Origin of the sequence: Minwuia sp. (assembly GCF_048263705.1) — a bacterium.
Classification (GTDB): Bacteria; Pseudomonadota; Alphaproteobacteria; order Minwuiales; family Minwuiaceae; genus Minwuia.
Genome location: NZ_JBLXDV010000006.1, coordinates 251,326 through 271,728 on the forward strand (window position 1 = coordinate 251,326; position 20,403 = coordinate 271,728).

A 20,403-nucleotide genomic window follows, 5' to 3' on the forward strand; every position below is an offset into this window, starting at 1 on the left:
GGGGAAGCAACGTGTCCAGAAACGCCGCCATCATCATTCTCGCCGTCCTGATCGCCGCCGGTGCAGGATTCTATTTTCTCGGGCAGTCGTCGTCGGACGGACGTCCCGCATTCGCGCCCGAGGGTCACTTCAAGACCATGAACGCCGCCGATGCCGAAGGTTCGAAGGCCGAACAGCTCTACCAGAGCATCATATCCGACATGCGCAGCGGCTATGCCGAATCCGATGAACCGGCGGGCCGCGCCTACCAGACCTGGACCCGCTTCAACACGGCCCCCTACAAGTCGAAGACCCATGGCGAGCGCTATGTGAACAACTACGGCAATGCCCTGGCCGCCGAATACAGGGCCGTGAAACAGGGCAAGGTCATGCCGGTCGGTGCGATCCTGGCCAAGGACGCCTTCGCGATCACCACGGAGGGCGACGTCTACGCGCAGTCCCTTTTCGTGATGGAAAAACTGCCGGCAGGATCCAGCAAACCGACCGGCGACTGGCGGTATGTCATGATCACGCCGACGGGCGAGACCTACGGCGACACACGGGGCGAAGAACCCGGGAAAGTCGATTTCTGCCACGACTGCCACAAGTCGGTGCGGAACTCGGACTACCTGTTCTACGTCCCCGAAGCCTACCGCGCGCTGCGCTGAGGCGTGCGCTCAGGCGGCCTGCCGCTGACGTTCGAGGCCCCGCTGGAAATCGTCCATCGTGATCTTCCGGTCGATCGAACCGTCATCGTTCAGGATCTCGTAGACCACGCCGTCGACCGCCGACATCATCAGCAGGATCGTGGCACCGTCCGGTCCGCCGCCTTCGATGTGGGTCTCGTCCCCCCGATGGCTGCCAAAGCCCGAGGCCGTTCGCGTCGTGTTGGCCGGACCGTGGTCCTTGACCGCATCATAGAGGCTGTGCGCCCCCTCCAGCACCAGCGTCTTGGTCGGACCGACGTGCCGGTGCGGCACGCATTCGGCGTGCGGATCGAACTTCATCAGCATGTCGACCACCTGCGCGTCGTGATCCACGCTCAGCAGGTGATAATAAAGCCCCTCGAATCCCGCGAAGGGTTTCCAGGAAATCGTGCGGTCATCGAAACGGTAGCTGTCGGTCATGTCTGTTTCCTCCCGGGGGCACAGTCTATTCGCCGTTTTCGATCAGTTCCATATCATCGTCCGAGAAACCGAAATGGTGACCGATCTCGTGGATCAGGACATGGCGGACGATATCGTCGAGCGTCTCGCCGGTTTCGCGCTGATAGGACAGGATCGGCTGCCGGTAGAGCCAGATCATGTCCGGCTCGCCGGTGGGGTCGCTGACAGACTGGTAGGGAAGCCCCACGCCCTGATACAGGCCCAGCAGGTCCAGCGGGCTGTCGATCTCCAGTTCCGCCAGAACGTCGCGCTCGGGCAGTTCGCTGACCCGGATGACCAGGCCCTGGCAGTGCGCGGCAAGCGCCGGGGGAATGCCGGCGAGGGCCTGCTCGGCCAGCCGGGCAAGCGCGTCGAGCCCATCGCCTTCGCGCTGAACCTTCCGATCGCCGCCATCACCGCTCATGATCGTTTCCGTGAAGATCTGTCGTGTTTGGAAATTGGTGCCCAGGAAAGGACTCGAACCTTCACTCCGTTGCCAGAACCAGCCCCTCAAGCTGGCGCGTCTACCAATTCCGCCACCTGGGCATGCAACCCGTCATGCGGGATATGCAGGCATGAGACCCGCGCCTTGCGGAGGTCTCCGAGGACAAGGGACCGCCCCGGCTGCGTTGAGCCGGGGCCGGACCTTGATCGACAAGCCGTTCCGGAATGGTGCCCAGGAGAGGACTCGAACCTCCACTCGGTTACCCGAACTAGCACCTGAAGCTAGCGCGTCTACCAATTCCGCCACCTGGGCCGAACCGGTTGTCGAGCGCCGGTTTCTAGCGGCAGGCAGGGACGGGTGCAAGTCCGATTTTGCGCCTGCCGCGATATTCGGTCACCATTCACGCGAGAGTGGTTTCAACAGGCAGGCAAAAACACTAGATATCCGGCCATGGCGATAGATGATTTCATTGAGCCGCAGGCGTTTCGTCCGGCGGTCCCCGGTCCCGGCCTCGACGAGGAGACGGCGGCCTTCTTCAACGCGAACGGCTACGCGATCCTGCGCGATCACGTGCCTTCGGAAACCCTGGACGCGATCCGCGGTGATGTCGAGGCACTGGTTCAGCAGAACTATCGTTCGCAGAAAGACATTCATCTGAAGTCCGCGCAGGTCGGCGATGCCCTGCCGACCGATCTGATCCAGGGGACTGTCGAGCGGTTCAACGGCCCGTCGGAGCTGCTGCAGAGCTTCGCCTTCACGAAGCTGCCGAACGAAGTGCGGACGAAGCACTGGCATCAGGACGGGGTCTACTGGGGCCTGTCGGATTCACGCGTCTGCTGCCTGTTCGTCCCGATGACGGCAACCACCGAGGACAACGGCTGCATCTGGTTCGTGCCGGGCACGCACAAGCTGGGACGCATGTATCACCGGGTCGCGACCGATGAATTCGGACTGCAGAACCTGGAGTGCGAGATGAGCGCGTTCCGCGACCCCGTGCCGATGATTCTCCAGCCCGGCGACGCGGTCATCGCCCATACCTATACGGTCCACGGATCGTTCCACAACACGACCGACGAACCGCGGATCAGCCTCGGCTTCCACTTCAGGAACCAGGAAACCGAGCTCCGCCTGCCCGAACCCTATCGCAAGGCGCAGGCAGAGAAGCTGGGCCGTGATCCGGCGGCGGCGGCCTGATGGCGCGGCAGCCGCTGAAGAAACTCGCGCTCCGGTACGGTTACGATTTCACCTTCAGGAAATTGCCCCAGCACGCCCTGCGCAATCGCCAGATCAAGCTGCCGCGCGATGTCGAGCCCGAGTTCGCCGAGATCTTCGAACAGGTCGGCGACTACACCATGACCACGCCCGACTGCGTGTACGCCCTGTTCAACGCCACCCGCCATATCGTGCAGCAGGATATTCCCGGCGATTTCGTCGAATGCGGCGTCTGGCGCGGTGGCAGCGCCATGACGATGGCCCTGACCTTGAAGCTGTTCGGCGTCACCGACCGCAGGATCTGGCTCTACGACACCTTCGCGGGAATGGTGAAGCCCGAGGAAATCGATGTGCGCCAGCGGGACGGCAGCGACACCATCAAACGCTGGGAGATGCAGCAGAAGGACGACCACAACGCATGGGCCTATGCTCCGCTGGACGAGGTGAAGCGGAACATGGACGCGACCGGCTATCCTGCCCGGAACATCGACTACATCCAGGGCACCGTCGAAGAGACCATCCCGCAGACCATGCCCGAGAAGATCGCAATGCTGCGGCTGGATACGGACTGGTACCGCTCCACCCTGCATGAGCTCAACCACCTCTATCCGGTGCTTTCGTCCAACGGGTTCCTGATCATCGACGACTATGGCGCCTACGAGGGCGCACGGCAGGCCACGGACCAGTATTTCGACGAACAGGGCAACCGTCCGTTCCTGAATCGCATCGACACGGCCGCGCGCATCGCCGTCAAACCGGCCTAGGCGAACCATGGGCGGACGCGTCGGTTTTGTCCTGAAAGGCTATCCGCGCCTCTCGGAGACGTTCATCGCGCAGGAGATACGGGCGCTGGAGCAGCGCGGCCTCGACATCACGATCTACGCCCTGCGCCATCCGACGGACAAGGCCACCCACCCGGTGAATGACGAGATCGAAGCGCCGGTCGTCTACCTGCCCGAATATCTGCGCGACGAACCCGACCGCGTGAAGGCCGCTTTGCAGGCATGCCGGACCATGCCGGGCCATGCCGCGGTGTTGAAACTCTGGGAGCGCGACTTCGCCCGGGACCCGACCCCCAATCGCGTCCGGCGTCTGGGACAGGCCTTCGTCCTGGCGGCAGAGCTTTCTTCCGACATCGACCGGCTGCATGCGCATTTCCTGCACACCCCGGCGTCGGTGACCCGATATGCGGCCATGCTGCGCGGCCTGCCTTGGTCGGTTTCGGCGCACGCCAAGGACATCTGGACCAGCCCAGAGTGGGAAAAGCGCGAGAAACTGGAGGATTGCGCCTGGGCCGTCACCTGTACCCGCTCCAACGCCGAGCATCTTTCGGGTCTGGCACCACCGGGGCGCGTGGCCTGCGTCTATCACGGGCTGGACCTCAGCCGGTTTCCATCGCCGCCTGCACGCACCGCCGACGGAACCCCCGTCATCCTTTCAGTCGGTCGTGCGGTGCCCAAGAAGGGATACAGCGATCTGCTGGAGGCACTGGCGAAGGTGAAACGACCCTTCCGCTTCGTCCATATCGGGGGCGGCGAACTCTCCGGCTCCCTGAGGCAGTTGGCGGAAAACCTCGGCATCGCCGCTCACGTTGATTGGCGCGGCGCACAGTCTCAGAAGGCTGTGCTGGCCGCCTATCGGGAAGCGGACGTCTTCGCGCTGGCCAGCCGGATCACCGATGACGGCGACCGCGACGGCCTGCCCAACGTGATCGTGGAAGCCCAGTCACAGCGTCTGCCCGTCGTTGCGACCGCCGTTTCAGCCATCCCGGAACTGATCCGCGATGGCGAGAACGGCCTGCTTGTCGCACCCGGCGATCCCCGGGCCCTTGCAGATGCAATTGAATGCCTGCTCGCCGATCCGCATATGAGAGCCGACATGGGACAGCGCGGAGAGACCGTCGTGCGGCAGAGCTTTGATCTGAACAGCTGCATTGGCGACCTGACGTCCCGCTTCGGCCTGGATGAGAGCTGATGCGCATCGCCTTCCACGCCCCCATGAAACCGCCCGATCATCCCCTGCCGTCCGGCGACCGCACGATGGGACGGCTGCTGATGCAGGCGCTGCGGGCCGCGGGCCATGAGGTTTTCCTGGCCAGCCGTCTGAGGACCCGCGAACCGGAGGGCGATCCGCGCGCGCAGAATCACATCGGATCCATCGCCCGTCAGGAAGTGACCATGCTGTCCGCGCGGCTGCTGGAAGATCCGCCGGACCTCTGGTTTACCTATCACCTCTACTACAAGGCACCGGACCTGATCGGACCCGCGATCTGTGATGTGCTCGATATTCCCTATGCGGTCGCCGAGGCCAGCCATGCCGCCAAACGCATGGAGGGACCGCACTCGGAGTTTGCCCGGCAGGCATTGAAGGCGATCGAGCGTGCCGACGCGATCTTCTGCATGACCGAGCGCGACAGGCGCGGGCTGGACGACATCGTCCCCCAGAGCCGGCTGCACGACCTGAAACCCTTTGTCCGGCAGCGGCCGCGCCCCTCGGCGAAGAGCAGCGGCAAGCCGATACGCCTGCTGACCGTGGCCATGATGCGCCCCGGCGACAAGATGCAGTCCTACGGCCTGCTGGCCGACGCACTGAACCACATTCGGGACCGGGACTGGCACCTGACGATCGTCGGCGACGGCAGCATGGCGCGGCTGGTCCGCCAGGCATTTGCCTCGTTCGGCAGTCGGGTGACCTTCTCGGGCATGGTGCCGCCCAGCCGTCTTGACCGGATTTATGCCACGCACGACCTTTTCCTGTGGCCCGCCGTCAACGAAGCCTACGGACTGGCGCTTCTGGAGGCATCCGCGCGCGGGATGCCCGTGATCGCCGGCAACGAGGGCGGCGTCTCGGAGGTTGTCCGCCACCGCATGAACGGCATCCTGGTCAAGCCGCGCGACGCCCACGCGTTCGCCCGCCAGACCGCGCAGGTGCTGGACGACCGGAATCTGTTCCTCAGGCTGCAGTCGGAAAGCTGGCGGCAGGTGGAGCGACACCATCAGGTGAGCCACGCCGCGCGCAATCTCGACCGGGTGCTGAAGAGCCTGTGCTGATTCTGATGATCCGGCACGGGCGGACCGACTGGAATGCGTCGCGGCGGATCCAGGGACGCACCGACATCCCGCTGTCGGCGACCGGGCGGGCGGAGCAGACGCTGCGATCCGTGCCAGAGGACTTCGCAGACGCACCGGCTTTCAGCAGCCCGCTTGTCCGGGCCACCGAAACGGCGCGGCTGATGGGCATCGCCGATCCAATCATCGACGACCGACTGATCGAGATGAACTTCGGCGACTGGGAAGGCGGCACCCATGCCGAACTGAAGGCTGAGAAGCCTCAGGAAATGATCCGGTTGGAAGCGATGGGTCTGGACATGCGCCCGCCGAACGGTGAAACCCCGCGCGAGGTGGCGGCGCGGCTGACGGATTTTCTCGGGCACCGGATTGCGGACCGATGCCTGCTGTTCTGTCACAAGGGGGTCATCCGGGCGGCGTTCTCGGCAGCGCTCGACTGGGACATGACCGGCCCCCTGCCTTTCCACGTCGACTGGAACGCCGGGCAGCTTTTCCGTTTCGCGAACGGCAGACTGGCGCTTGAACGGGAAAATGTGCCACTGACATAGGCCATGGCACGCCGCATCATGATCTATGTCCAGCACCTGCTCGGCGTCGGGCATCTGAAGCGCATGGCGCTGCTGGCGAACGATCTGGTGAAACAGTCCGCCGAGGTCATGCTGGTCAGCGGCGGGTTCCCCGCCCTGCATATATCCATCGACCAACGGGTACGCTTCATTCAACTGCCACCCGTGCGGACCGCCGATGCCAGCTTTTCAGGCCTGGTCGATCAGGACGGCAACCCGCCGGACGACAGCTTCCGCGGTCGCCGCGTGAAGGCCTTGCTGGAAGCCTTCGATTATTTCAGCCCCGATACGCTGGTGGTCGAACTGTTCCCGCTTGGCCGCCGTCAGATGCGGTTCGAACTTCTGCCCCTGCTGCAGCGGGCCCGTCCGACGGAGATACGAATCGTCTGTTCCGTGCGCGACATCGTCAATCAGCGCCCGAAACGCGAACCGGAAGCCCTCGACTGGCTGAACCGATATTTCGACCTGTTGCTGGTGCACGGGGACGCGCGACTGACACCGATTTCAGACAGTGTGCCCGGAATCGGAGCCTTTTCCGGCACCGTGCATCACACCGGCTATATCTCCGATGTTGAGGAGGTTTCCGTATCCCGCAGGTCGGGCGAAATTCTTGTCACGGCAGGCGGCGGCGCGGCGGGCGAGGCACTGTTCGATGCTGCGGCCGGGGCCTCACGTCTGCATGACGGTCCGGAGATCTGGCGCATCCGGCATGGCATGCAGGTGTCGCCCGCGAAGGTAGGCGCGTGGCGCAAACAGGCGCACCCGGCGGCCGTGTTCGAACCAGTCGCGCCGGATTTCAGGGAAAAACTCCACGCGGCGGCCCTCTCGATCTCCCAGTTCGGCTACAATACGGCCACCGATCTGATGCACGCGGGGACCAGATGCCTCATCGTGCCTTACGAGGGCGCGGGCGAGACGGAGCAGACCCGGCGTGCCGAGGCCTTCCATGAAACAGGTATTGCCGTATTGCCCGAAAGCGGGCTTTCCACCGGACATCTCGCCGGTGCGGTCAGGCAGGCATTGCGGTCGCCTGCGCCCGATTTCGGCAACGTGAAATTGAATGGACTGGCAACATCCACTCGCATTCTGATGGGCGGACAGAATTGATGGAAGCACATGACTACCGCTATCCGGCGGGCGCCATTTTCAAGGACTTTGCCGGGGCGGTGATCGGCCTCACAGTGTTTGGTGCTCCGGCATTGTTTGTCCCTCTTTCTTCTGTCATGGTCGCCCTGCTTGGAGGGCTCGGACTTCTTTTTGCCGTCTTCGCGCTGCGCACACTGATCAGGCAGCAAAGCAGGCTTCTGATCGACGAACATGGCGTCCGGATGACCGGACCGGTATCGCGTGCGATCGCCTGGGACGACTTGAGCGAAGTCCGATTGAGATTTTATTCAACCTGGCGCGATAGAAAGTCGGGATGGATGCAACTGGGACTGAAGGGGAATGGCTCGGCAATCCGCGTCGATCAGGCTCTGAACGGGTTCAGCGAAGTGGCTGAAACCGTTTTTTCCATGGCTGAGGCCAGGGGCGTGACATTCGACGCGACCACGCGGCAGAACGCGGGGGCGCTGGGTCTGGACCTGCATGTGGAATCAGGGAGACCGCACTGAATGAGCACAAATGTGCTGCGCGTACGCGATCTGAAAGTCGAGTTCCACGTCTCCGAAGGCGTGATCAAGGCCGTTGACGGGGTCTCTTTCCGGGTCCCCCAGGGCAAGACTGTCGCCCTTGTCGGCGAATCCGGTTCGGGCAAGACCGTCATCTCTCAGTCGATCATGGGTATCCTGCCGCGGTCTGCGAAGATTTCGCAGGGCGAGATTCTGCTGTTCGATCCCGAGAAGCCGGGCAGCTTCGTCGATATCACCAAGCTGAAGCGCGACGGTTCCGAGATGCGCCGCCTGCGTGGCGGACGCGTGTCCATCGTGTTCCAGGAACCGATGACCAGCCTGTCGCCGCTGCACACCGTGGGCGATCAGGTGTCCGAGGCGCTGAAACTGCACTCGGAAAAGGGCGACCGGCACGCCAACGAGATTTCGGAGGAAATGCTGGGACTGGTGGGTTTCCCGAATCCGGCGAAAGCCATGAAGACCTATCCGTTCGAACTGTCCGGCGGGCTGCGTCAGCGCGCCGTCATCGCGATGGCCCTGGTCTGCCGTCCGTCGCTGCTGATCGCCGACGAACCGACCACTGCGCTGGACGTGACCATCCAGGCCCAGATCCTGAAGCTGATGAACGATCTTCAGGACGAACTGAAGATGGCGATCCTGATGATCACGCACGATCTGGGCGTCGTCGCCAACATGGCCGACGAGATCGTGGTCATGTACCACGGACGGGTCATGGAACGGGGCAACCTCCAGGACCTGTTCGCCGCACCACAGCACCCGTATCTGCAGGCCCTGTTGCGGGCTGTGCCGCGGTTCGACATGGAGCCGGGCGAGCGGCTGGTACCGATCCGCGAGATCATCACCGACAAGTCCGGCGCGATGATGGCCAAGAAGGAACCCTGGCCCACCGAAGCGCCCGATGCCGACAAGCCGATGCTGGAGGTCAGCAACCTGTCGAAAAGCTTCGCCATCAAGAAGAGCGGGCTGCTGACCCCGGTCGAAGAAGCTCAGGTGCTGGCCGTCGACGACGTCAGCTTTCACATCAATCGTGGCGAGTGCCTGGGACTGGTGGGTGAATCCGGTTGCGGCAAGACGACGACATCGAAGATCCTGATGCGGGCGCTGTCGCCGAACAGCGGTCAGGTTCTGTTCAACGACCGTGGCAATCAGGTCGACGTGCTGAGCATGAAAGGCAAGGCGCTGTTCAACTATCGCCGCAAGGTCCAGTTCATGTTCCAGGACCCGTTCGGTTCGCTCAACCCGCGCATGACGGTCTTGGATATCATTTCCGAACCGCTGATCATCCACAAGATCGGCAACAAGGAAGAGCGCGTCGAACGCGTGCGCGAACTGATGCGGCTGGTCGGTCTGGACGAGCGCTTCCTGCGCCGCTATCCGCACAGCTTCTCCGGCGGTCAGCGACAGCGTATCGGCATCGCCCGCGCCCTGGCGCTGCAGCCCGAACTGCTCATCTGCGACGAGCCGGTTTCGGCGCTGGACGTGTCGATCCAGGCGCAGGTGCTGAACCTGCTCAAGGACCTGAAAGAGGAACTCGGCCTGACCTACCTGTTCATCTCGCACAATCTGGCCGTGATCGACTATGTGGCCGACCGCATCGCCGTGATGTGCCAGGGTCGCCTTGTCGAAACCGCCGAACGGAAGACCCTGTTCAACAATCCGGTGCACCCCTACACACGGGCCCTGCTCAACGCCGTGCCGAAACCGGATCCGAATGATCGCCTCGATCTGACCGCCCTGATGGAAGGCAAGGCCTCCATCCCGTCTGAATGGCCGGCACCGTTCACCGTCGACGGTTCGGGCAACATGGGCATGATCGATATCGGAGACGGCCATCTGGTACGCGCATCCAAAAGCGCCGACGTGCGGGAGATCGCGGCATGAAGCGCCTGATCGCAGCCCTTTCGCTGAGCATCGCCATGGCCGGTTCCGCGCTGGTTGCCGAGGCGGTCGAGACGCCGTATTTCGCAGAGCGTGTGGCCGAAGGCACCATGCCGCCGGTGACCGAACGCCTGCCGAAGGAACCGCTGGTGGTCTCGTTCACGGGGGACAAGGCACCGGGCGTTCACGGCGGCGACCTCAACATGCTGATCCCGCGTGCCCGCTATCTGCGTCGCATGGTTGTCTACGGGTACGCGCGGCTGGTCGCCTATGACGAGAACTATGAATTCGTCGCAGATATCGCCCGCGACTTCACCGTCGAGGATGGACGTATCTACACCTTCCACCTGCGCGAGGGCCACAAATGGTCGGACGGCCATCCTTTCACCACCGAGGACTTCCGCTACTGGTGGGAAGATGTCGTCCTGAACGAGGAACTGAACCCCGGTGGCGTGCCGTCCTTCATGCAGGTCGATGGAAGACCGCCGATCGTCACCTTCCCCGACAGTCTGACCGCGCGTTTCGAGTGGCCGATGCCCAATCCGCACTTTCTGCCGCGGATTGCCGCCGCGTCGCCGCTGTTCCTGTACCGCCCGGCCCATTACCTGAAGCAGTTTCACGCGGACTATGCCGATCCCGAGGAACTGGCCCAGAAGGTCGAGGACAGCCGCCGGCCGAGCTGGGCCTCGCTGCACAACCGGCGCGACCGGATGTATCGCTTCGACAATGTACAGCAGCCGACCCTTCAACCCTGGCGCAACACCACCCGGAAGAAGTCCGCCGGCCGGTTTGAAGGCGTGCGCAACGCCTATTATCACAAGGTCGATCAGAACGGGCGCCAGCTGCCCTATATGGACCGCCTGATCCTGACCGTCGCCTCTCCCGCGCTGATTCCCGCGCAGGCCGGTTCGGGCCAGACGGACCTGCAGGCGCTGGGTCTGCGGCTGGTGGACTGGACCTTCCTGAAGGAGGCCGAGGACCGCGGCAACTACGATGTCTATGGCTGGGAGACCGCCATGGGATCGACCATGGCCCTGTTTCCGAACCTGAACTACGAGGATCCGGCATACCGCAAGCTGTTCCGCGACGTCCGGTTCCGGCGCGCGCTGTCACTGGCCATCGACCGTGAACTGGTCAACGAGGTCGTCTATTTCGGTGACGCACGGGAATCGAACAATACCGTGCTGCGGCGCAGCAAGCTGTACGACAAGGATCTGGAGACCCGCTGGACGCAATACGATCCGAAGGAAGCGCGCCGCCTGCTGGACGAGATCGGACTGACCGAACGGGGGCCCGGCGGTATCCGCAAGCTGCCTGACGGACGCCTGCTGGAAATCATCGTCGAGACGTCCGGTGAGGACCCGCAGCAGACCGACATTCTGGAACTGCTGGAAGAAACCTGGCGCGAAGTCGGCGTGAAACTGTTCATCAAGCCGTCGCAGCGCGACACGTTCCGCAACCGGGTTTCCGCCGGTCTGTCCCAGGTCGCCGTCTGGACCGGCATTCAGGCCGGTCTCGCCACGCCCGACATGAGCCCGGAGGAACTGGCCCCGACCAGTCAGCTGGGCCTGCAGTGGCCCAAGTGGGGACTGTACTATGAATCCGGCGGCACCATGGGCGAGCCGCCCGACATGGAACTGCCGAAGAAACTGGTCGAACTGACCAACCAGTGGAACCAGGCCACCGACCGCGCCGAGCGCGAGCGTCTGTGGAAGGAAATGCTGGAGATCAATATCGATCAGGTCTACTCGATCGGCATCGTGACTGCCGTGCCGCAGCCGGTCGTCGTGCGCCGCGGGTTGCGCAACGTGCCGGAGAAAGGCGTCTATCACTGGGATCCGGGTGCCTATTTCGGGATCTACCGGCCGGATTCGTTCTGGTACGAAACCGAAGAACTGCGGCAATCCAAATGATGAAGTCAGGGCGTTTCTGATCGATGTTCACCTATATCATTCATCGGCTGCTGATCATGATTCCGACGATGATCGTCATTTCGATCGTCACGTTCGTGATCATCCAGCTGCCGGAAGGCGACTATCTGACCAACCTGGTCAAGGAACTGCAGGCACAGGGCGAAGCTGCGGCCCTGGAAAAGGTCGAGTTCCTGAGACAGCAATACGGTCTGGATCAGCCGGCTATCATCCAGTACGGCATGTGGATGGGCTTCTGGCCGGGACCGAGCGGTTTCGACGGTATCCTGCAGGGTAACTGGGGCTGGGCCTTCGAACAGGATCTGCCGGTATCCGAAGTCGTCGGCGACCGGCTGTTCCTGTCGATGCTGCTGAACTTCGTCACCATCCTGTTCATCTACGTGGTCTCGTTTCCCATCGGCGTCTATTCGGCGACGCGGCAGTATTCCATCGGTGACTACGGGTTCACCCTGCTGGGCTATCTCGGTCTCGCCACGCCGAACTTTCTGCTGGCGCTGATCATCATGTACTTCAGCAACCTCTGGTTCGGGGTGTCCATCGGCGGGCTGATGGATCCCGAGTACCTGGGCGAAGAATGGTCGCTGGCGAAATTCGGTTCGGTGACCGCGCATCTGATCGCGCCGGTGATCGTGATCGGCACATCCGGCACCGCCGGCATGATCCGCCGCCTGCGCGCCAACCTTCTGGACGAGTTGCAGAAACAGTATGTCGTCACGGCGCGCGCCAAGGGCGTGCCGCCCGGCAAGCTGCTGGTGAAATATCCCGTGCGCATGGCGCTGAACCCCTTCATCGCCGACATCGGCAACCTGCTGCCGTCGGTCGTGTCCGGCTCGGCCATCGTCGCGGTGGTCATGCAGTTGCCGACACTCGGACCGGTCCTGCTGCAGGCCCTGCAGAGCCAGGACCAGTATCTGGCAGGCTCGATCCTGATGTTCCTCGCGTTCCTCACGGTGATCGGCATGCTGATTTCGGATCTCCTGCTCGCCCTGCTTGATCCGCGCATTCGTCTGGGCGGAGGTGTCGCGAAATGAGCATGCCCGATCAGGAAGGCCGCTTGCAGCACTGGGTGGATGACCGCCCGTTCGATCCCAGCACCAAGGAAACCCTGACGCCGGAGCAGGAGAAATTCTATCTGGCATCTCAGTGGCAGCTGATGTGGTGGAAGTTCCGCCGCCACAAGCTCGCCATGGTTTCCGGTGTGATCCTGCTGCTGTTCTATCTGTCCGTGATTCTGAGCGAATTCATCGCGCCCTACGATCTGCACACACGCAACGCCAAGCACATCCTGGCACCGCCGCAGGGCATTCATCTGTTCCATGAGGGCGAGTTCATGGGGCCGTTCGTCTATGGCTACGACCTGACCAAGGATCAGGTCATGCGGCAGCGCATCTATACCGAGAACCCGGAGAAGATTCAGAAGCTCCGCTTCTTCTGCATGGGCGACGAGTTCGAGTATCTCGGGCTGATCGAGGGCCGCTTCCATTTCGTCTGCCCCGCGGAAGGCGGCACGTTCTTCCTGATGGGCACCGACCGTCTTGGCCGCGATATTCTCAGCCGGATCATCCATGGCGCCCGAATTTCGCTGACCGTCGGCCTGATCGGCATCACCCTGTCCTTCATCATGGGCATCGTGATGGGCGGGATTTCGGGCTACTACGGCGGCTGGATCGACAACATCATCCAGCGCATCATCGAGATGATCCGTTCGTTCCCGGAACTGCCGCTCTGGATGGCGCTTTCGGCAGCCTTGCCGGCCAACTGGTCACCGTTGCTCGTCTTCTTCGGCATCACGCTCATACTGGCGCTGTTCGACTGGCCATCGCTCGCCCGGGCGGTCAGATCGAAACTGCTGGCGCTGCGTGAGGAAGATTTCACGGTCGCGGCGCAACTGATGGGAGCCAGCCCCACCCGCGTGATCGGACGTCATCTGCTGCCGAGTTTCATGTCGCATCTGATCGCCAGCGCCTCGCTGTCGATCCCGGCCATGATCCTGGGCGAGACGGCCCTGTCGTTCCTCGGCATCGGCCTGCGTCCGCCGATCACATCCTGGGGTGTGCTGCTGAACGAGGCCCAGAACCTCAACGCGGTGGTTCTGACGCCGTGGCTGCTCTGGCCGATGGTGCCGGTGATCGTCGTGGTGCTGGCCTTCAACTTCCTGGGTGACGGACTGCGCGACGCTGCCGATCCCTACAAGTAGGGACACTGTTACCGGATGTGTGGAATCGCGGGCTGGTATCTGAAGACAGCTGCTGCCCCCGATGCCGCCACCCTGAAGGCGATGACCGACGCGATCTCGCATCGCGGACCCGACGGTGAAGGCCAGCTGATCCTGACCAGCCCCGACGGTCACCATCAGGGCGGCCTGGGTCACCGGCGTCTGTCGATCATCGACCTGTCCACCGGCGACCAGCCCATGCACTACACCGCCCCCGACGGGCGGCGGCTGTCGATCGTGTTCAATGGCGAGGTCTATAACTTCCGCGCCCTTCGCAACGAACTGGAGGCCCTCGGCCACCGCTTCCAGACCACGTCCGATACCGAGATCATCATGGCCGCCCATGCCGAATGGGGTCCGGATTCCGCGCAACGCCTGCGCGGCATGTTCGCTCACATCATCTGGGAGCATGACACGGGCCGCATGACCGTGGTGCGCGACAGGTTCGGCAAGAAGCCGGTCTTCATGGCGGCGCGTCCCGAGGGCACCTTCTTCGCCTCCGAAATCAAGTCCCTGCTCACCCTGCCCGGCTTCGAACCATCGCTGAACCTTGGTGCGGTCCCTGCCTATCTGAACTATCGGTACGTCCCCGGTCCGCAGACCTTCTTCGAAGGCATCGTCAAGATGCCGCCGGCGTCCATTGCAGTCTGCGAAGACGGCCAGGTGAACGTTCATCGCTACTGGACGACGCCGGACAGCCGGGTCACACCGCACGCCGTCGATGGCGACCCGGTGACACGCTTCATGGATGTGCTGCGGGAGTCCGTCGAGCTGCGCATGATCGCGGATGTGCCGTTCGGGGCGTTCCTGTCGGGCGGCATCGATTCATCGGCCATCGTGGCGCTGATGAGCGAGAACAGCGCCCTGCCCGTGAATACCTTCTCGGTCGGCTTTGCCGAAGGTGCCTACAGCGAACTCGGCTATGCCAGGGAGATCGCGGATCAGTTCCGCACCAGCCATCACGAGCTTGAAGTGTCATCGGACACGCTGATGGACTGGCTGCCCGACCTGATCGGCTTCCGCGACGCGCCGGTCGCCGAACCCTCCGACATCCCGATCTACCTCTTGTCGGTCGAGGCACAGAAGACCGTCAAGATGGTGCTGACCGGCGAAGGCTCGGACGAGATCCTGGCCGGCTATCCCAAGCACAGGGCCGAGCGCCACGCCGCGCGCTATCACGGCCTCGTCCCGGGCTTCATCCACAACCGCCTCGCCCGACCGCTGGTGGCCGCCCTGCCCTACCGGTTCCGCCGGGTGAAGACCCTGTTCGACAGCCTGTCCGAACGGGACGTGCGGGACCGCTTCCCGCGCTGGTTCGGCGTACTGGGCCCGGCCGCCCGGGAGCGGCTGTTGAGGCAGCATATCGACATGGCCGGGATGGACGGCACGCCCTTCGACGCGCCGGAAGACGTCGGTGCATTGCGACGCCTGCAGCATTTCGATCAGACATCGTGGCTGCCGGACAACCTGCTGGAACGGGGCGACCGCATGACCATGGCCGCCTCAATCGAAGCGCGCATGCCGTTTATGGATCACATGCTGGCGGAGACCGTGTCAGCCATGCCCGACGATTGCCGGATCCGCAACGGTGAGGACAAATGGCTGCTGCGGGAGGGCATGCGGCGCATCCTGCCGGAGAAGATACTGAGCCGGCCCAAGGTCGGATTCCGCGTGCCGGTCAACGAATGGTTCCGCACCACCATGCGCGACTGGGTGCGCGATCACCTGACCGGCAGCGACAGCCGCTCCGGCGTCCTGTATGACAGCCGGGAACTGATGCGGATACTGGACGATCACGCGGATGGCCGCCAGAATCATGAAAAGCTGATCTGGACATTGGTCAGCTTCGAACTATTCCTGCGTCGATACCGACTGAATGCCTGAGGCCGTATCACCATGAACGAACAGCAAGTTGCCTCCTTCTGGGAAACGCACCCCTGCGGCGATCAGCAGGTCGGCGGCCTGAAGGACGACTATCTCGACTTCTTCAACCGCTACGACCGGTTCCGCTATCAGAAGGAAGGTCACATCCTCGGGTGTCTGGATGCCATCGACTGGCAGGACAGGGACGTGCTTGAAATCGGCCTGGGCCAGGGCGCGGATTCCGAGCAGATCATCAAGCGCGGCGGCAACTGGTCGGGCCTGGACCTGACCAACGAGGCGGTGGAACGCACCGCGACGCGCATGGCGTTGCGCGGGCTGGAATACGGTGCGGTCAAGCAGGGTTCCATTCTGGATGCACCGTACGATGACAACAGCTTCGACATCATCTTCAGCCACGGCGTGCTGCACCATGTGCCTGAGATCGAAACGGCGGAAAGGGAGCTGCATCGCCTGATCCGGCCCGACGGCGAACTGATCATCATGATGTATGCGAAATGGTCGCTGAACTATCTGCTCGCGATCGGTGTGCTGCGCCGCCTTGGTCTGATCGGCATGCGGGCCCTAGGCATGCGCGGCGACGGGATCTACGCCGAGCACTATGACAATTCGAAAGAGATGGGACTGGCCAACTATCTGAAGATGGACAATTTCATCCACCGCAGCACCGATGGCGCGGGCAACCCCTACAGCAAGGTCTACGACCGAGCCGAGGTCGAGAAGGACTTCCCGCACTTCGAGGTCACGAAGACCTACAAGCGGTTCATGTACGCCCCGCCCCTGCCCGTGACCAACTGGCCCGGCGGATCCGTCATGGGCTGGCATCTCTGGGCGCAAATGAAGCCGAAATGAAACTGTTTCTCGCGACAGTGATGGCAATCATCTGCATCCTGCCGCTTGCCGGCGGCGCGCAACAGCGCATCGACATGGCGCTGGTGCTGGCCGTCGATACCTCACGCAGCGTCGACAACAAGGAGTACAGCCTGCAGATGGCGGGCATGGCGGCCGCCTTCCGCGATCCGTCCGTGCAGTACGCCATCACCACCGGCGCGCCGAGCGGGCTCGCGGTGACGCTTGTGCAATGGTCGGCCAGTGACGAGCAGGAACAGGTCATCCCCTGGACCCTGCTGACCAGTCTGGAAGACGCCTCGCGCCTGGCGGACAGGATATCGCGCGTCCCGCGCGCCATGAAGGGCGGCAAGACCGCACTGGGCGAGGCCATGGCGCACAGCATCGGCCTGATCGATCAGCTCGGCCCCATCGCGCGGCGCAACGTGATCGACATCTCCGGCGATGGCGGATCGAACGAGGGCCGCCTGCCGCAGGTCATCCGCGAGCAGGCGCGCGCGGCCGGCATCATCATCAACGGCATCGCGATCCTGAACGAGGAGCCGCGTCTCAATCACTATTTCCGGACGGACGTCATCGTCGGCACCGGGGCCTTCATCATCACTGCAACCGACTATGTCGATTTCGCCCGCGCCATCCGCATGAAGCTGATCCGCGAGATCGTGGGCACACCCATCGCAATGGCCCCTGTCGATCATGGTGCCTACGTTGAATAGGGATCAGGCCGACGTCGGCGAGGAAACCGGCTACTGGCAGGTCGTGACGCTGACCGACCTGTCCGGTCTCGACGAGATCGAGGCCTGCCTCGGCGATCTGCCCGTCTCGACCTCGGTGTTCAAGGCCGACGGCGGGCGCTGGCGCGTCGAGGCGATAGTCGAGGATCGGCCTGAGGTCTGGCCCCTGCCGGGCGAGACCGAGATATCGCCGCTGATCCAGCAGGACTGGGTGGCGCAGTCGCAGGCCGCCCTGCCCGCCCTGCGCATCGGCCGTTTCCATATCAGGGGCGGCTGGGACACGCCGCCGCCGACAGGCCTCATCGATCTGGTCATCGAAGCCGGTCAGGCCTTCGGGACCGGACGCCACGAGAGCACGTCGGGATGCCTGATCATGCTGCAGCGTACAGCACGCCGCCGCCGGATCCACAACGTCCTCGACGTCGGGACCGGTGCCGGCATCCTGGCGATCGCCGCGGCGCGGCTGACCAACGCCACCGCGCTGGGCACCGACATCGATCGCCGTTCGGTTGAGGTCGCAAGGGAAAACGCGGAACTGAACGACGCAAAGCACCTGTGCCGGTTCTTTCATGCGGACGGCGTGCGTCAGCGGATTGTCACCGACCGGCAGCCCTTCGACCTGGTGTTCGCCAACATCCTGGCCCGTCCGCTGGTGTCGATGGCCGACGGCATCGCTGCACAGGTGGCGTCGGGCGGCGACCTGATCCTGGCCGGACTGTTGACCCGTCAGGTCCCGATGATCATGTCACGCTACAGGCTAGAAGGCCTGCAACTGATGGAAGAATGGCGGCAGAACGAATGGAGCGTGCTCCGGCTGCATCGCCCGGAGGACTGAAGATGAATGATCGCGTCGAGGCCCTGCGGGCCGAACTCTCGAAACGTGGCGTGGATGGCTTCATCATTCCACGCAACGATGAGCATTTTGGCGAATGGGTGCCTGCCAGCGCAGAGCGTCTGGCCTGGCTGACCGGCTTCACCGGCTCGGCGGGCATGGCAATCGTTCTGCACGATCGCGCGTCGATCTATATCGACGGTCGATATACGCTGCAGGTCCGCGATCAGGTCGATACCGGCATCTTCGAAACCCGCCATGTCTCTGACGAACCGGCCACAGCGTGGCTGCGGGAGGCCCTCTCGAAAGGTCAGAAGCTGGCCTTCGATCCGTGGCTGCATACCGAGGCCGGACTGAAGCGTCTTGGTGCCGCCGCAGGTGCGGCAGGCGCAGAGCTTTACGCGCTGGACAGCAATCCGGTGGACGCCATCTGGGAGGACAGGCCCGCCCCGCCGACGGAACCGGTGGTGCCCCATGACGTGAAATTCGCGGGCGTTCCCCACGACCGGAAGCGGGCGGAGATTGCGGAATCCCTGCGCGATCAGGGCCATGACGCGGCCGTGCTGACCCTCCCGGAATCGATTGCGTGGCTGCTGAACATCCGCGGCAGCGATGTGCCCCGCACGCCGCTGCCCCTGAGCTTCGCCATCCTTCACGCCGACGCGACCGTCGATCTCTACATCGCACCTGCAAAACTGTCCTCCGAGACTCGGACGCATCTGGGTCCGGACGTCAGCCTTCATGCGCCGGAAGATTTCCTGGAAGGGCTCGACGGGCTGACCGGCAAGGCCGTGCTGGTCGACGGTGCGACCGCCGTGGCCGCCGTCACCCAGCGGCTGAAGACTGCGGATGCCCGACTGACCATGGGCACCGACCCCACCGCCCTGCCGAAGGCGCGCAAGAATGCGACCGAGATTTCGGGCACCCGCGCGGCGCACATTCGCGATGGCGTGGCGGTGACGAAGTTCCTCGCCTGGGTGGATGCGCACGAACCGGGGACACTCGACGAAATCTCTGCCGCCGACCGGCTGGAACAGTTCCGGCGCGAAGACAATCTGATGCGTGACCTGTCCTTCGACACGATCTCCGGCTCCGGCCCGAACGGAGCCATCGTCCATTACCGGGTGACACCGGACACCAACCGCACGCTGGGCGACGGCGAACTGTTTCTGGTGGACTCCGGCGGCCAGTATCTGGACGGCACGACCGACATCACCCGCACCATCGCTATCGGTGAGCCCTCCGCCGAGATGAAGGATCGCTTCACACGCGTCCTGAAGGGGCACATCGCGCTGGCCCGCGCACGCTTTCCGAAGGGCACGTCCGGCAGTCAGCTGGACACCCTCGCCCGGCTGCCGCTGTGGGAAGCCGGGATCGACTTTGATCACGGCACCGGGCATGGCGTCGGCAGCTATCTCAGCGTCCATGAAGGCCCGCAGCGTATCTCGAAGCTGCCCAGCAACGTGGCGCTGGAACCGGGCATGATCGTGTCCAACGAGCCCGGCTACTACAAGACCGGCGCATATGGCATCCGCATCGAGAATCTGGTCACGGTGACGGAGGTCGAGACCCCGGATGGCGAACGCCCGACGCTGGGTTTCGAGACGCTGACGCAGGCCCCGATCGATCTGCGGCTGGTCGATCTGTCGCTGATGGATGAGACGGAACGCGACTGGCTGAACAGCTATCACGCCGGTGTGCGGGAAAAGCTTGCGCCACTGGCCGGCGATGCGGCCACGTGGCTGGAAGACGCGACACGGCCCGTCTGAGCGGCGTTAGAACTGTCCCGTCTTTGCCTGCCTCGCCGACTCCCGGTCTGTCACCCCCGGTTGATCCGGGGGCCTTTCCTGAATACCGGACACGCGTCGGGTTCGACGGGTCACCCGTTGCCCCCGCACGGAGGCGGGGGTGACACCCTGTGCGTTTGGCCGTTTCAATCAAATGCGGGACCGCCTTAACGTCTAGAGCGTTCCAATATTAGATTGAAGCGTATCCTGCATTGGTGATGTAGTTGGCGCACTCCTTTGGCGTGATGCT

General features: G+C 63.4%; 19 protein-coding genes and 2 tRNA genes. 17 read left to right on the forward strand and 4 right to left on the reverse strand.

Annotated elements, in window-relative coordinates:
- The first annotated feature begins 11 nt into the window (after window positions 1-11).
- Window positions 12-647 carry a cytochrome P460 family protein gene (locus ACN0X7_RS11175; RefSeq protein WP_417517164.1) on the forward strand — a complete coding sequence of 212 codons (636 nt, stop codon included), beginning with the start codon at window positions 12-14 and terminating at the stop codon, window positions 645-647.
- 9 nt (window positions 648-656) lie between these two features.
- Here the strand turns inward: ACN0X7_RS11175 and ACN0X7_RS11180 are convergent, their stop codons facing one another.
- From ACN0X7_RS11180 to ACN0X7_RS11195, 4 genes are all read right to left on the reverse strand, one after another.
- A complete protein-coding gene (locus ACN0X7_RS11180; protein ID WP_417517166.1) occupies window positions 657-1,106 on the reverse strand; it encodes a cupin domain-containing protein in 450 nt (149 codons plus the stop codon).
- A 25-nt stretch (window positions 1,107-1,131) separates the two neighbouring features.
- Window positions 1,132-1,548: a metallopeptidase family protein gene (locus tag ACN0X7_RS11185; RefSeq protein WP_417517168.1), complete on the reverse strand. Its 417-nt coding sequence runs from the start codon at window positions 1,546-1,548 to the stop codon at window positions 1,132-1,134.
- Between the two features lie 35 nt (window positions 1,549-1,583).
- Window positions 1,584-1,670, reverse strand: a tRNA-Leu gene (locus tag ACN0X7_RS11190).
- 124 nt (window positions 1,671-1,794) lie between these two features.
- Window positions 1,795-1,881 (reverse strand) — tRNA-Leu (locus tag ACN0X7_RS11195).
- Window positions 1,882-2,019: 138 nt separating this feature from the next.
- Here ACN0X7_RS11195 and ACN0X7_RS11200 point away from each other — a divergent pair.
- The 16 genes from ACN0X7_RS11200 to ACN0X7_RS11275 are packed head-to-tail and all read left to right on the forward strand — an operon-like array spanning window position 2,020 to window position 20,135.
- On the forward strand, window positions 2,020-2,763 hold the full coding sequence (locus tag ACN0X7_RS11200; RefSeq protein WP_417517170.1) for a phytanoyl-CoA dioxygenase family protein: 744 nt from the start codon (window positions 2,020-2,022) through the stop codon (window positions 2,761-2,763).
- Window positions 2,763-3,545 carry a TylF/MycF/NovP-related O-methyltransferase gene (locus ACN0X7_RS11205; protein WP_417517172.1) on the forward strand — a complete coding sequence of 261 codons (783 nt, stop codon included), beginning with the start codon at window positions 2,763-2,765 and terminating at the stop codon, window positions 3,543-3,545. The genes ACN0X7_RS11200 and ACN0X7_RS11205 overlap by 1 nt, the downstream gene beginning before the upstream one ends.
- A gap of 7 nt (window positions 3,546-3,552) precedes the next feature.
- The gene (locus ACN0X7_RS11210; protein WP_417517174.1) at window positions 3,553-4,755 is read left to right on the forward strand and encodes a glycosyltransferase family 4 protein; all 1,203 of its coding nucleotides are present in this window, start codon (window positions 3,553-3,555) and stop codon (window positions 4,753-4,755) included.
- Window positions 4,755-5,831 (forward strand): glycosyltransferase family 4 protein, encoded by a 1,077-nt coding sequence (locus ACN0X7_RS11215; RefSeq protein WP_417517176.1) that lies wholly within the window; start codon window positions 4,755-4,757, stop codon window positions 5,829-5,831. The genes ACN0X7_RS11210 and ACN0X7_RS11215 overlap by 1 nt, the downstream gene beginning before the upstream one ends.
- Window positions 5,825-6,397 (forward strand): histidine phosphatase family protein, encoded by a 573-nt coding sequence (locus tag ACN0X7_RS11220; protein WP_417517178.1) that lies wholly within the window; start codon window positions 5,825-5,827, stop codon window positions 6,395-6,397. Before ACN0X7_RS11215 ends, ACN0X7_RS11220 begins: the two co-directional genes overlap by 7 nt.
- A 3-nt stretch (window positions 6,398-6,400) precedes the next feature.
- Window positions 6,401-7,522, forward strand: a complete 1,122-nt coding sequence (locus tag ACN0X7_RS11225) for a glycosyltransferase family protein (RefSeq protein ID WP_417517180.1) — start codon at window positions 6,401-6,403, stop codon at window positions 7,520-7,522.
- The gene (locus tag ACN0X7_RS11230; RefSeq protein WP_417517182.1) at window positions 7,522-8,028 is read left to right on the forward strand and encodes a hypothetical protein; all 507 of its coding nucleotides are present in this window, start codon (window positions 7,522-7,524) and stop codon (window positions 8,026-8,028) included. Before ACN0X7_RS11225 ends, ACN0X7_RS11230 begins: the two co-directional genes overlap by 1 nt.
- The gene (locus ACN0X7_RS11235) at window positions 8,029-9,927 is read left to right on the forward strand and encodes an ABC transporter ATP-binding protein (RefSeq protein WP_417517184.1); all 1,899 of its coding nucleotides are present in this window, start codon (window positions 8,029-8,031) and stop codon (window positions 9,925-9,927) included.
- The gene (locus ACN0X7_RS11240; RefSeq protein WP_417517186.1) at window positions 9,924-11,837 is read left to right on the forward strand and encodes an ABC transporter substrate-binding protein; all 1,914 of its coding nucleotides are present in this window, start codon (window positions 9,924-9,926) and stop codon (window positions 11,835-11,837) included. Before ACN0X7_RS11235 ends, ACN0X7_RS11240 begins: the two co-directional genes overlap by 4 nt.
- Before the next feature lie 23 nt (window positions 11,838-11,860).
- The gene (locus tag ACN0X7_RS11245) at window positions 11,861-12,886 is read left to right on the forward strand and encodes an ABC transporter permease (RefSeq protein ID WP_417517188.1); all 1,026 of its coding nucleotides are present in this window, start codon (window positions 11,861-11,863) and stop codon (window positions 12,884-12,886) included.
- Window positions 12,883-14,052: an ABC transporter permease gene (locus tag ACN0X7_RS11250; RefSeq protein WP_417517190.1), complete on the forward strand. Its 1,170-nt coding sequence runs from the start codon at window positions 12,883-12,885 to the stop codon at window positions 14,050-14,052. Before ACN0X7_RS11245 ends, ACN0X7_RS11250 begins: the two co-directional genes overlap by 4 nt.
- A gap of 15 nt (window positions 14,053-14,067) precedes the next feature.
- Window positions 14,068-15,954: an asparagine synthase (glutamine-hydrolyzing) gene (gene asnB, locus ACN0X7_RS11255; protein WP_417517192.1), complete on the forward strand. Its 1,887-nt coding sequence runs from the start codon at window positions 14,068-14,070 to the stop codon at window positions 15,952-15,954.
- 12 nt (window positions 15,955-15,966) lie between these two features.
- Window positions 15,967-16,803, forward strand: coding sequence for a class I SAM-dependent methyltransferase (locus ACN0X7_RS11260; protein ID WP_417517194.1), 837 nt, complete (start codon window positions 15,967-15,969; stop codon window positions 16,801-16,803).
- Complete coding sequence (locus ACN0X7_RS11265) at window positions 16,800-17,516, forward strand: DUF1194 domain-containing protein (protein ID WP_417517196.1); 717 nt, start codon at window positions 16,800-16,802, stop codon at window positions 17,514-17,516. Before ACN0X7_RS11260 ends, ACN0X7_RS11265 begins: the two co-directional genes overlap by 4 nt.
- Complete coding sequence (locus ACN0X7_RS11270) at window positions 17,509-18,369, forward strand: 50S ribosomal protein L11 methyltransferase (protein WP_417517198.1); 861 nt, start codon at window positions 17,509-17,511, stop codon at window positions 18,367-18,369. The genes ACN0X7_RS11265 and ACN0X7_RS11270 overlap by 8 nt, the downstream gene beginning before the upstream one ends.
- A 2-nt stretch (window positions 18,370-18,371) precedes the next feature.
- Window positions 18,372-20,135: an aminopeptidase P family protein gene (locus tag ACN0X7_RS11275; protein ID WP_417517200.1), complete on the forward strand. Its 1,764-nt coding sequence runs from the start codon at window positions 18,372-18,374 to the stop codon at window positions 20,133-20,135.
- The last annotated feature ends 268 nt before the right edge of the window (window positions 20,136-20,403 follow it).

Excerpts from the sequence above, each read along its gene's own strand:
- ACN0X7_RS11205 (WP_417517172.1), top strand. The coding sequence starts at position 2,763 with ATGGCGCGGCAGCCGCTGAAGAAACTCGCGCTCCGGTACGGTTACGAT.
- ACN0X7_RS11260 (WP_417517194.1), top strand. The coding sequence starts at position 15,967 with ATGAACGAACAGCAAGTTGCCTCCTTCTGGGAAACGCACCCCTGCGGC.
- ACN0X7_RS11185 (WP_417517168.1), bottom strand. The coding sequence starts at position 1,548 with ATGAGCGGTGATGGCGGCGATCGGAAGGTTCAGCGCGAAGGCGATGGG.
- ACN0X7_RS11250 (WP_417517190.1), top strand. The coding sequence starts at position 12,883 with ATGAGCATGCCCGATCAGGAAGGCCGCTTGCAGCACTGGGTGGATGAC.
- ACN0X7_RS11230 (WP_417517182.1), top strand. The coding sequence starts at position 7,522 with ATGGAAGCACATGACTACCGCTATCCGGCGGGCGCCATTTTCAAGGAC.
- ACN0X7_RS11200 (WP_417517170.1), top strand. The coding sequence starts at position 2,020 with ATGGCGATAGATGATTTCATTGAGCCGCAGGCGTTTCGTCCGGCGGTC.
- ACN0X7_RS11265 (WP_417517196.1), top strand. The coding sequence starts at position 16,800 with ATGAAACTGTTTCTCGCGACAGTGATGGCAATCATCTGCATCCTGCCG.
- ACN0X7_RS11275 (WP_417517200.1), top strand. The coding sequence starts at position 18,372 with ATGAATGATCGCGTCGAGGCCCTGCGGGCCGAACTCTCGAAACGTGGC.
- ACN0X7_RS11210 (WP_417517174.1), top strand. The coding sequence starts at position 3,553 with ATGGGCGGACGCGTCGGTTTTGTCCTGAAAGGCTATCCGCGCCTCTCG.
- ACN0X7_RS11225 (WP_417517180.1), top strand. The coding sequence starts at position 6,401 with ATGGCACGCCGCATCATGATCTATGTCCAGCACCTGCTCGGCGTCGGG.
- asnB (WP_417517192.1), top strand. The coding sequence starts at position 14,068 with ATGTGTGGAATCGCGGGCTGGTATCTGAAGACAGCTGCTGCCCCCGAT.
- ACN0X7_RS11215 (WP_417517176.1), top strand. The coding sequence starts at position 4,755 with ATGCGCATCGCCTTCCACGCCCCCATGAAACCGCCCGATCATCCCCTG.
- ACN0X7_RS11180 (WP_417517166.1), bottom strand. The coding sequence starts at position 1,106 with ATGACCGACAGCTACCGTTTCGATGACCGCACGATTTCCTGGAAACCC.
- ACN0X7_RS11240 (WP_417517186.1), top strand. The coding sequence starts at position 9,924 with ATGAAGCGCCTGATCGCAGCCCTTTCGCTGAGCATCGCCATGGCCGGT.
- ACN0X7_RS11235 (WP_417517184.1), top strand. The coding sequence starts at position 8,029 with ATGAGCACAAATGTGCTGCGCGTACGCGATCTGAAAGTCGAGTTCCAC.
- ACN0X7_RS11245 (WP_417517188.1), top strand. The coding sequence starts at position 11,861 with ATGTTCACCTATATCATTCATCGGCTGCTGATCATGATTCCGACGATG.